Annotated in this window: 11 protein-coding genes and 1 pseudogene; 10 read left to right on the forward strand and 2 right to left on the reverse strand. The window is 68.1% G+C overall.

The window, feature by feature from the left end:
• Nucleotide 1 precedes the first annotated feature (1 nt).
• Both H3O04_RS12285 and H3O04_RS12290 read left to right on the forward strand, forming a co-directional pair.
• A complete protein-coding gene (locus tag H3O04_RS12285; protein WP_080486914.1) occupies nucleotides 2–187 on the forward strand; it encodes a DUF1289 domain-containing protein in 186 nt (61 codons plus the stop codon).
• Between the two features lie 91 nt (nucleotides 188–278).
• On the forward strand, nucleotides 279–1,487 hold the full coding sequence (locus H3O04_RS12290) for an MFS transporter (protein ID WP_202587786.1): 1,209 nt from the start codon (nucleotides 279–281) through the stop codon (nucleotides 1,485–1,487).
• A 24-nt stretch (nucleotides 1,488–1,511) separates the two neighbouring features.
• Here the strand turns inward: H3O04_RS12290 and H3O04_RS12295 are convergent, their stop codons facing one another.
• Together H3O04_RS12295 and H3O04_RS12300 are read right to left on the reverse strand one after the other, a co-directional pair.
• Nucleotides 1,512–2,921 carry a heavy metal sensor histidine kinase gene (locus H3O04_RS12295; protein ID WP_202587787.1) on the reverse strand — a complete coding sequence of 470 codons (1,410 nt, stop codon included), beginning with the start codon at nucleotides 2,919–2,921 and terminating at the stop codon, nucleotides 1,512–1,514.
• Nucleotides 2,918–3,589: a heavy metal response regulator transcription factor gene (locus H3O04_RS12300; RefSeq protein WP_202587788.1), complete on the reverse strand. Its 672-nt coding sequence runs from the start codon at nucleotides 3,587–3,589 to the stop codon at nucleotides 2,918–2,920. Before H3O04_RS12300 ends, H3O04_RS12295 begins: the two co-directional genes overlap by 4 nt.
• 232 nt (nucleotides 3,590–3,821) lie before the next feature.
• Here H3O04_RS12300 and H3O04_RS12305 point away from each other — a divergent pair.
• From H3O04_RS12305 to H3O04_RS12340, 8 genes and pseudogenes are all read left to right on the forward strand, one after another.
• A pseudogene (locus H3O04_RS12305) lies at nucleotides 3,822–4,206 on the forward strand (hypothetical protein).
• A gap of 88 nt (nucleotides 4,207–4,294) precedes the next feature.
• Complete coding sequence (locus H3O04_RS12310) at nucleotides 4,295–4,564, forward strand: hypothetical protein (protein WP_034175319.1); 270 nt, start codon at nucleotides 4,295–4,297, stop codon at nucleotides 4,562–4,564.
• On the forward strand, nucleotides 4,561–6,075 hold the full coding sequence (locus tag H3O04_RS12315; RefSeq protein WP_202587789.1) for a TolC family protein: 1,515 nt from the start codon (nucleotides 4,561–4,563) through the stop codon (nucleotides 6,073–6,075). Before H3O04_RS12310 ends, H3O04_RS12315 begins: the two co-directional genes overlap by 4 nt.
• 1 nt (nucleotide 6,076) lies before the next feature.
• Entirely contained in the window at nucleotides 6,077–7,372 is a 1,296-nt protein-coding gene (locus H3O04_RS12320; RefSeq protein ID WP_027813004.1) for a multicopper oxidase family protein, read from the forward strand.
• A 66-nt stretch (nucleotides 7,373–7,438) separates the two neighbouring features.
• Nucleotides 7,439–7,783 carry a copper-binding protein gene (locus H3O04_RS12325; RefSeq protein WP_200161644.1) on the forward strand — a complete coding sequence of 115 codons (345 nt, stop codon included), beginning with the start codon at nucleotides 7,439–7,441 and terminating at the stop codon, nucleotides 7,781–7,783.
• A 16-nt stretch (nucleotides 7,784–7,799) separates the two neighbouring features.
• Entirely contained in the window at nucleotides 7,800–8,180 is a 381-nt protein-coding gene (locus H3O04_RS12330; RefSeq protein ID WP_027813006.1) for a copper resistance CopC family protein, read from the forward strand.
• A complete protein-coding gene (locus tag H3O04_RS12335; RefSeq protein ID WP_202587790.1) occupies nucleotides 8,177–9,118 on the forward strand; it encodes a CopD family protein in 942 nt (313 codons plus the stop codon). Before H3O04_RS12330 ends, H3O04_RS12335 begins: the two co-directional genes overlap by 4 nt.
• A 169-nt stretch (nucleotides 9,119–9,287) precedes the next feature.
• The coding region (locus H3O04_RS12340; RefSeq protein ID WP_202587791.1) for an ExeM/NucH family extracellular endonuclease at nucleotides 9,288–10,829 on the forward strand (1,542 nt) is incomplete at its 3' end.

The following is a 10,829-nucleotide window of genomic DNA, read 5'->3' on the forward strand; positions in this document are numbered from 1 at the left end:
CGTGGCCGTGAAATCGCCGTGTATCGAGCTGTGCACGTTCGACGGCCGCACCGGCTTTTGTGTCGGCTGCCTGCGCACCCGCGACGAGGCGCGCGACTGGAAGAAGCTGACCGACCATCGCCGGCACCAGATCCTCAACGACCGCACGCGCCGGCAGGCGAAGCTCCGGCGCGACGCGGCGGAATAACGAGGGTGCACGCGCAACCTGCGATCGTGTCACGGGACTGCAGTAGCATCACAGGCATTCAGCGTCACGATTCCTGAGCCGGGGACGACCCATGCAGACCGACTCATCGACCGGCATTCTTCGGCAGATTCCGCGCAGCGTGTGGGTGCTCGGCTGTGTCAGCCTGCTGATGGACGTGTCGTCCGAAATCATCCACAGCCTGTTGCCGATGTTCCTGATGGCGGGACTCGGTGCGAGCGCGACGACGATCGGCCTGATCGAAGGGATCGCCGAGGCGACGTCGCCGGTCGTCAAGGTGTTCTCCGGCACGCTGAGCGACTATCTGCGCAATCGCAAATGGCTCGCGGTGGCCGGCTACGCGCTCGGCGCGCTCAGCAAGCCGCTGTTCGCGATCGCGCCGACGATCGGCGTCGTGGTGACCGCACGGATCGTCGACCGCGTCGGCAAGGGGATTCGCGGCGCACCGCGCGATGCGCTCGTCGCCGACGTGACGCCCGTTCACCTGCGCGGCGCCGCGTACGGGTTGCGTCAGTCGCTCGACACGGTGGGCGCGTTCCTCGGGCCGCTGCTGGCCGTCGTCATCATGCTGATGTGGCGCGACGATTTCCGCCTCGCGTTCTGGCTGGCCGTGATCCCGGGCGTGCTGGCCGTGGTGCTGCTCGCGTTCGGCATTGATGAGCCGGCACGTGCGCCGGGCGAGAAGCGCGTCAATCCGATTCGCCGCGAGGTCGTCGCGCAACTCGGCGCGCGCTACTGGTGGGTCGTGGCCGTCGGCGGCGTGTTTGCGCTGGCGCGTTTCAGCGAGGCGTTCCTGGTGCTGCGCGCGATGGGCAGCGGCGTGCCCGTCGCACTCGTGCCGCTCGTGATGGTCGCGATGAACGTCGTGTATGCGTTGTCCGCTTACCCGTTCGGCAAGCTCGCCGATACGACGAGCCACACAAAACTGATGGTGGTCGGGCTCGCGCTGCTGATCGCCGCCGATATCGTGCTGGCGCACGGCGCGCACTGGCCGGCCGTGCTCGTCGGCGTCGCGCTGTGGGGGCTGCATATGGGGATGACGCAAGGGCTGCTCGCGACGATGGTCGCGCAGGCCGCGCCGGCCGAATTGAGAGGCACGGCGTTCGGCGTGTTCAACCTGATCAGCGGCATCGTCACGCTCGTATCGAGCGTCGTCGCGGGCGCCCTGTGGGACCGGATGGGCGCCGCCGCCACGTTCTACGCAGGGGCCGCATTCAGCGCGGCGACCATCGTGCTGCTCGTGTGCGTTCGCACGTCGTTCGGCGCGGTGCAGGATCGCTAGCCGCTCAATGCGGCGGCGCATGGCCTAACTATCGGTACCGCGCGGAAAGTACAGCGCGAACGTCGTACGCCCGTCGCGGCTCGCGACTTCCACCTTGCCGCGATGCAGCTCCATGATCGACTTCACGATCGCGAGCCCGAGCCCCGCGTTGCGCGCCGCGCCGTGCCGCGACGAATCGATCCGGTAGAAGCGCTCGAAGATCCGCTCGACCTGTTCGGGCGGAATCGCGACACCGCGATTCGTGACTTCGACGACCGCGTAGCTGCCTTGTACGGACACGGCCAGTTCGATCGTCGACGCGGCTTGCGCGTGTTCGAGCGCATTCGACGCGAGGTTGCTCACCGCGCGCCGGAACAGCGTCGCGTCCGCGACGACCGGCGCTTCGCCATGCACGTCGATGCGCACGCCGGCCTCGTCGGCCAGCGCCTGGAAATACGACGCGAGCCGGCGCAGTTCGCTGCCCGCATCGAGTTCGGCGGCCTTCAGGTGCTGCCGCGCATTGTCGGTACGGGCGAGAAACAGCATGTTCTCGATCATCCGCTGCAGCCGTTCGCATTCCTCGATATTCGATTCGATCAGCGCTTCATATTCGTCGGTCGTGCGCGCGCGCGACAGCGTGATCTGCGACGAGCTGATCACGTTCGCGAGCGGCGTGCGCATGTCGTGTGCGAGATCGGATGAGAACTGCGACAGCCGCACGAACGCGCGTTCGAGCCGGTCGAGCATCCGGTTCACCGACGTGGCGAGCTCGCGCAATTCGACCGGGCCGCCGCGCGCGTCGAGGCGCGCGTTCAGGTTGTGCGCCTCGATGCGCGACGTCTGCCGGCCGAGGCTCTCGACCGGGCGCAGCCCGCGCGACGCGACCGCATAGCCGAGCGCACCGACCAGCAGCGCGCCGACGGCCGCCGCGAGCCAGATGTCGACGCGATAGCTTTCGAGCAGCGACTGGCGATCGGTTGCGGTGCGCGCGAGCGCGACCTGGATCGCTTCGCCGGACGGCAGCGTTTCACGCGCATACACGCAGCGCGATGTGCCGATGCCGGGCGGCGCGCACGTGAACGGCCCATCGGTGCTGCCAGCCGGATGCGAGGCCGAGAGCACCGACGCGAGCGTGTTGCCGGCTTCGTCGGAATGCTCGACGAGCGGCCGGTGTTGCGCATCGTAGATGCCGAGATAGACGCCCGGATGCGACAGCAGCACGTCGTGGAACACGGCCGGATCGGCACGCAGCGCGGCCGTCGATCCGCTGGCGCGTGCGAGTTGCAGGAACTGATTGAGCTTGGCCGAGATCTCGATGTCGTCGCGCCGTGTCAATTCGGCGGACAACGAGCGGTAGAGATACGCGCCGGTCAGCGCGAATACCAGCGCCGCGACGGCGGCGAACGCGAGCGTCAGGCGCCGCAGCAGCGAATACGATGCGGGGCGCGCGGTCACGAACGATCCTCGAGCACGTAGCCCATACCGCGGATCGTGTGGATCAGCTTCTTCTCGTACGCGTTGTCGATCTTCGCGCGCAGGCGCTTGATCGCGGCATCGACGACGTTCGTGTCGCTGTCGAAATTCATGTCCCAGATCTGCGACGTGATGAAGGTGCGCGTCAGCACCTCGCCTTCGCGTTCCGCGAGCAACTGCAGCAGCGCGAATTCCTGCGCGGTCAGGTCGATGCGAGTGTCCGCGCGCCGCACGCGGCGCTTGAGCAGGTCGATTTCGAGATCGGCGACGTGCAGGATGTCGCGCACGTTACGTGGCGCGCGCCGCAGCAGCGAGCGGATGCGCGCGAGGAATTCGGCATACGCGAACGGCTTGAGCAGGTAATCGTCGGCGCCGAGTTCGAGCCCGGCGACCTTGTCCTCGATCGCCTCGCGGGCCGTGAGCAGCAGCACGGGCGTCTGCTTTTGCGCGCGCAGCCGCCTGAGCACCTCGAAGCCGTCCAGCGCGGGCAGCATCACGTCGAGCACGATCAGGTCGAAATCCTCGTGCAAGGCGAGGAACAGGCCGTCCTGGCCGTTTTCCGCGACGCCGACCGTATAGCTCGCCTCCGTCAACCCCTTCCGGAGGTATGACGCCATCTTGGGTTCGTCTTCGACTATCAGTATCCGCATGGTGAGGCAGGCTGTCCGTGATTCCAGCCGGTCAGTTTAACGCCGGAGCTTACGGCAGCGCGCGTGCGTGAAGGATGACCGGCGGATGACGGAATTGTCATGAAAAGCCGGTCATGTTTCGGCCATGCCGTCGTCACCGCGGCGGCGATAAGCTGCGACCGTCTTGTCCCCGGAGCGCGCCGTCGTGCGACGCGCCGGCCCTAACGATCGCTGTCTGCCTGATCTCGCATCCATGTCGTACTGGCGCACATTTCTCGCCGTCGTGTTGCTCGCGCTGAGCCTGTCGATCCCGTCGTTCGCGGCGGTTTCGATGCAGTGCCCGGGCGCCGCCGTGCCGCAAGAGGAAAAGGCGTCGTACGCGATGCCGGCCGCGCAGGGTGGCCATCACGATCACGGCGATCGCGACGATCACGCGCGGCATGCGTCGTCATGTGCCGCGTGCGTCGTCATGTGCCGCGTGCGTGTCCTGCTGCTTCGGCACGGGGATGTCGAGTGCGCCTGCGGTGCCTGCCGCGGCGAGCGTCGGCGTCACCATCGTCGCGCCTCCGCGCTCGGCCGGGGGCGTCTCGTTCCTGACGGGCGGAATCGACCGGCCGCCGCGCCGGACGCCCGCCTAGTCGCTGCCCGCGGCCGATGCGCCGCGATCCGCCATCCGCTCCGGCGGCCGCATCCGGCGCGCCGGACGACTTACGACGAGACATGTTCATGCGATTGATCATTGCGGCGCTGTTGGGCGCGGCGGCCCTCGTGCCGTCGCTCGCGCCCGCGCAAACCCCGTTTCCCGATCCGGCGGACGCCGCCGCGTCGGTGCCGGACGTCACCGTGACGTCCGCGTTCGACGGCTACCGGCCGTATCGGGACGACGCAGGCCCGGGCTGGAAGCAACTGAACCGGGACGTGATGGAGCGGCCCGCGAAAGGGCGCACGACCGGCAACGCCGCGCCCCATTCGACGCACGGAGGGGCCACGCGATGACGACGCTGGCGATATCACCGAGGATCGGCGCGGCCGCGATCGCGCTGGCGTTCCTCGCGGGCTGCACGACGTTTTCGAAGGATGGCGGGTTCGACGCCGTGTCGTCGGTTGCGTCGGAACGCATCGGAAAGGACGCGGTGGTGGTGAGGACCGACGCCGACCGCGAAGCGGTCGACCAGCGGACGAAGGAACTGCTCGGCAAGCCGCTGTCGATGGACGACGCGGTGCAGGTCGCGCTGCTGAACAACCGCGGGCTGCAGGCGTCGTACGCGGAACTCGGGCTGTCGGAGGCCGACCTCGTGCAGGCCGGCCGGCTGCCGAACCCGCGCTTCGCGTTCAGCCGCACGCGTGCCGGCGATGGCGAGCTGACGCTTGGCCGCACGTTCTCGGCGAACGTGTTCGCGCTGCTGACGATGCCGCTCGCGACGAAGATCGAACGCCGCCGTTTCGAGCAGACCAAGCTCGAAACGGCCGATGCGATGCTGAAGGTCGCGGCCGACGCGCGCCGTGCGTATGTCGAGGCCGTCGCCGCCGAGCAGGCCGCACACTATGCGCAGCAGGTGCGCGACGCCGCGAGCGCGGCCGCCGAACTCGCACTGCGCATGCGTCAGGCCGGCAACTTCAGCCGGCTCGACTACGCCCGTGAACAGGCGTTTCACGCCGACGCGGTCGCGCAGCACGCGAAAACGCGACAGCAGGCCATCGCCGCACGCGAGAAGCTCACGCGCGCGATGGGGCTGTGGGGCGAGCGCACGCGGTACGCGCTGCCCGAGCGCTTGCCGGATTTGCCGAAGGCGCGCCCGAACCTGCCCGACCTCGAACGCTTCGCGATGGGCAATCGCCTCGACGTCCAGGCCGCGAAGCTGCAGACGCAGGGCGTCGCGTCGTCGCTCGGCCTGAGCAAGGCCACGCGTTTCGTCAACGCGGTCGAGCTCGGCTACGTGAACGACTACGAGACCGGCAAGGGCCACGAGCACGGTTACGAGATCAGCGTCGAGATTCCGCTGTTCGACTGGGGTGGCGCCAAGGTCGCGCGCGCCGAGGCGATCTACATGCAGTCCGCGAACCGGCTCGCGAAAACGGCCATCGATGCACGCTCGGAAGTACGCGAATCGTATGCGGCGTACGTGACGAGCTACGACGTCGCGACGCACTATCGCGACGAAGTCGTGCCGCTGCGCAAGACGATCTCCGACGAACTGCTGCTGCGCTACAACGGGATGCTCGCGAGCGTGTTCGAGCTGCTGACCGATGCGCGCGAACAGGTCGGCGCGGTCAACGGCTACATCGATGCGCTGAAGGACTACTGGCTCGCGGAAACCGATCTGCAGATGGCCGTCGGCGGCCGGTTGCCGTTACCGGGTGCCGTGCCGAGCGCGACGCATTCCGCCGAATCCGCACCCCAATCCACACCCCAATCCACACCCGTCGCCGACGCTGCGCCGCAGCCGGCTTCCACTCCCGCGGCGCCGTCGGCGCCCGCCACGCAACCGCATCCGGAAGGTCATTGACATGGTGTCCCGTCGACAATTTCTCAGCGGCTCGGGCGCCGCGCTGCTCGGTGCGGCGATGGTCAGCAAGGCCGGCGCCGCGTCGTTGCCCGACGCGCCGACGATGGCGAAAACCGGCACGCAGCCGCCGCTCGTGCCGCCCAACGGCCGCCCGTACACGCCCGTCGCGACGCTGAACGGCTGGTCACTGCCGTGGCGGATGAAGAACGGCTGGAAGGAATTCCACCTGACGGCCGAGCCCGTCGTGCGCGAGATGGCGCCCGGCATGAACGCGAACCTGTGGGGCTACAACGGCCAGTCGCCGGGCCCGACGATCGAGGCCGTCGAAGGCGACAAGGTCCGCATCTTCGTGACCAACCGGCTGCCCGAGCACACGACGATCCACTGGCACGGGCTGCGGCTGCCGAACGGGATGGACGGCGTCGGCGGCCTCACGCAGCCGCATATCCCGCCCGGCAAGACCTTCGTCTACGAGTTCCAGCTCGAAGCGCACGGCACGTTCATGTATCACCCGCATGCCGACGAGATGGTGCAGATGGCGATGGGGATGATGGGGATGTTCATCGTGCATCCGAAGGCGCGCGGCACGATGCCGGTCGATCGCGATTTCGTGTTCCTGCTCGCCGCATACGACATCGACCCGGGCAGCTATACGCCGCGCGTGAACGAGATGACCGACTTCAACATGTGGACTTTCAACTCGCGCGTGTTCCCGGGCATCGATCCGCTGCCGGTGCGCGCCGGCGACCGCGTGCGGATTCGTTTCGGCAACCTGACGATGACGAACCACCCGATCCACCTGCACGGTTACAGCTTCGAAGTCGCGGGCACCGACGGCGGCTGGATTCCGCCGGCCGCGCGCTGGCCGGAAGTGACGGCCGATGTCGCGGTGGGTCAGATGCGCGCGATCGAGTTCACGGCCGATCGCCCGGGCGACTGGGCGTTCCATTGCCACAAGTCGCACCACACGATGAATGCGATGGGCCATCAGGTGCCGAACCTGATCGGCGTGCCGCAGAAGGATCTCGCGAAGCGCATCGGCAAGCTCGTGCCCGACTACATGGCGATGGGCAGCACGGGCGGCGCGATGGGCGGCATGGAGATGCCGCTGCCCGACAACACGCTGCCGATGATGACCGGCACGGGCCCGTTCGGGCCGCTGGAGATGGGCGGCATGTTCACGGTGCTCAAGGTGCGGCAGGGGCTGGGCCGCAACGACTATCGCGATCCGGGCTGGTTCCGGCATCCGAAGGGCACCGTCGCATACGAATACACCGGCGAATTGCCGGACGGCTGAAGCAGCATGCGGCGGCCGCGCCGATGCGGCCGCCGGCTTCCATTCACTCACACGGGAGTCGACACGATGAAGAAGGGACTGGTTTTGATGGTGACGGGGTGCGCGCTGGTGTTCTCCGCCGCGTCGTACGCGGCCGGCGACATGGCCGGCATGGACATGAGCGCGAATGCGAAGCAGGGCGCCGCGGTGTCGCGCATGTCGCACGGCGAGATCCGCAAGGTCGACACGGCGGCCGGCAAGCTGACGATCAAGCACGGCCCGCTGGAGAACCTCGGGATGGACGCGATGACGATGGTGTTCAAGGTGAAGGACCCGGCGATGCTGGCGCAGGTAAAGGTGGGCGATACGATTGATTTCGTCGCCGAGGACGTGGACGGTGCGTTGACCGTCGTCGAGCTGAAGAAGCCGTGAAGCGGAGCGCGTGAACATGACGATCTCGATGCTCAAGCGGCTGGCCGGCTTTGCCGCGGCTACCGCCATCTTCGCAGGCGCACCGGTCGCGGCGTCGGCGCACGGCAAGCTGGAGCGCGCCGTACCGGCGGCCGGCGGCACGATCGATGCGGCGCCCGACACGGTGCGGCTCACGTTCAACGAAGACCTCGAACCGGCGTTCAGCTCGGTGAAGGTGTCGGACGCGAGCGGCAACGCCGTCACGCAGGACAAGGCGAAGGTCGATGCGTCGAACCCGCGCGTGATGACCGTCGCGATACCGAAGCTCGCGACGGGCGCGTACACCGTGCAGTGGGCGGCGATGACGGCCGATGCGCATCGCACGAAGGGCGCCTATACGTTCCGGGTGAAGGAATGAACGACGGCATCGTCGGCCTGCTGCGGCTCGTGGCGGTGGCGATCCAGAACGCCGGGTTCGCGGTCGTCGTCGGCGCATTGCTCGGCCGGCACTGGCTCGCACGCGGCGTGTCCGCGTGGCAGCACGACGTTGGGCGGCGGCTCGCCGCGACGCTGCGCATTGCGTCCGTCGTATCGCTGCTCGCGAGCGTCGCCGCGTTCTGGGCGCACTGCGCGCTGATGAGCGAGGTGTCGCTGCTCGACGCGGGGCCGGCGGTGTGTTCGATGCTCGCGCGCACCGGCTTCGGTCATGCGTGGCTGGCCGGGGCGGCGTTCATGCTCGTCGTCGTGCTGCTGTCGTTCGTCGGGCGCGCGAAAGACACGCGCTTTCCGCTCGCGATGGTGGCTGCCCTCGCTTGTGTCGCGCTGGCGCGCAGCAACGGCGGCCATCCGGTGGACGCGGGGCTGTTCAGCGTGCCGGTGTGGATCGACTGGCTGCATCTGCTGGCGATCAGCGCGTGGGTGGGGCTCGTGCTCGTGACGGCATTCGGCGTGATGTCGCGGCTCGCCCGCATGCCGGCGAGCGAACGCGCGACGGGCGCATCGTTCGTGCAGTCGCTGTCCGACGCATCCACTTACGCGCTGGTCGTGTTGTTCGCGACCGGCGCGTACAACGGCTGGCGCGGCGTCGATACGCCCGCCAACCTGTTCGCGTCGACGTACGGGCAAATCTTGCTGCTGAAGCTTGTGCTCGTGCTGATTGCCGCGATGCTCGGCGGACACAACCGCTTCTTCGGCATGCCGAAGCTGCTGGCCGCGTTGAAGGACCCGGCCGCCGCGATACCGGCACGCGTGTTGAAACGGTTCGGCACGGTGCTGCGAGTCGAGGCGGTCGTGCTCGGCGGCGTGCTGATGGCGGCGGCCGTGCTCGTGTCGAGCGCGTTGCCGGGGACGGCCTAGCGGCGGGGCTTCGTCGTCGGAAGATCGGCTGCATTGTCGAGACTTGACCGGACGACGCATGGCGATCGCGGCGTGATGACGACGATTACATCGGCCTGTCTCACGATTACCAAAAACTGTCATTGAGCGCCGCTAAGCTTTCGCCACCCTCACAACCGGGATTCCCGCCATGCGCTCGACAATCCGCCTGTTTGCCCCGCTATTGCTGCTTCCGACGCTCGCCACGCCGGTATTCGCCGCCACTGCCGCGCCCGTCAGCGCGAACTGCGGCGGCAGCACGACGCCGATCGCCGATATCCAGGGGGCCGGCGCGCCGTCGCCGCTCGCCGGTCAGAACGCATCGATCGAAGCGGTCGTCACCGCCGATTTCGGCGGCACGGACGGCTTCGGCGGCTTCTTCGTCCAGCAGGCGGACGCGCAGCGCCGCAACCAGCCGGGCGTGTCCGAAGGCCTGTTCGTCTATGCGCCGAAAGCGCGCGCGAAGGCCGGCGATCTCGTGCACGTGACGGGCAAGGTCGAGGAGAAATACGGGCAGACGCAGCTCACGCTGCAGGGCGCGATCGCGGTATGCGCGAACGGCCAGACGGTCACGCCCGCGACGCTCACGCTGCCGGTCGACAGCCCCAACGCGTTCGCCGCGTACGAAGGGATGCTCGTGCGCCTGCCGCAGACGCTGAGCGTCACCGACAACTACGAACTCGGCCGCTACGGCAGCGTGATGCTCAGCAACGGCCGCCTGCGCACGCCGACGAGCGTCGTGCCGCCCGCGCAGGCGCAGACGCAGATCGACGCGAACGCGCGCAACCGCCTGATCCTCGACGACGGCTCGAACAAGCAGAACCCCGCGACCGTGCCGTATCCGGCGCCGGGCCTGTCGGCCGCGAACACGCTGCGCGCGGGCTACACCGTGCGCGACGTGGAAGGCGTGCTCGAAGTGCGTTACGGCGCCTGGCGCGTGCAGCCGCTGCCGGGCGCGGCCGTGCCGGCGTTCGACGCGCGTTCGAACCCGCGCACCAATGCACCGGCGCGCGATCCGAAATCGAACCTGCGCGTCGCGTCGTTCAACGTGCTGAACTACTTCAACGGCAACGGTCTCGGCGGCGGCTTCGACGATCCGAACAATCGCGGCGCGAAGACGTTCCAGGAATTCCAGCGCCAGGAAGCGAAGATCGTCAGCGCGCTGAAGGCCATCGACGCCGACGTGATCGGCCTGATGGAAATTCAGAACAACGGCTATGGCGAACTGAGCGCGGTGCGCCAGCTCGCGGCGAAGCTGGGCAACCACTGGCGCGTGGTCGATCCGGGCACGTCGCGGCTCGGCGGCGATGCAATCGCGGTCGCGATGATCTACGACAGCCGCAAGGTCGAGCCCGTCGGCCGCGCGGCGACGCTCGCGATCGACGACAAGAACCGCCAGCCGCTCGCGCAGTCGTTCCGGCTGATCAACGGCAACAAGCAGGCGCTGACGGTGGCCGTGAATCACCTGAAGTCGAAGAACTGCCCGGACGCCGCGAACGACGATCTCGACCAGGGCGATGGTCAAGGCTGCTGGAACCCGACGCGCACGCGCGCGGCGGCGAAGGTCGCCGACTGGCTGGCCGGCAACCCGACGGGCATCAAGAGCCAGGGCGTGCTGCTGATCGGCGACTTCAACAGCTACACGTACGAAGACCCGATCCGCACGCTGGAATCGCGCGGCTACCGCAACCTG

It is taken from the genome of Burkholderia sp. KCJ3K979 (assembly GCF_016759955.1).
In the GTDB taxonomy this organism is placed as follows: domain Bacteria; phylum Pseudomonadota; class Gammaproteobacteria; order Burkholderiales; family Burkholderiaceae; genus Burkholderia; species Burkholderia orbicola.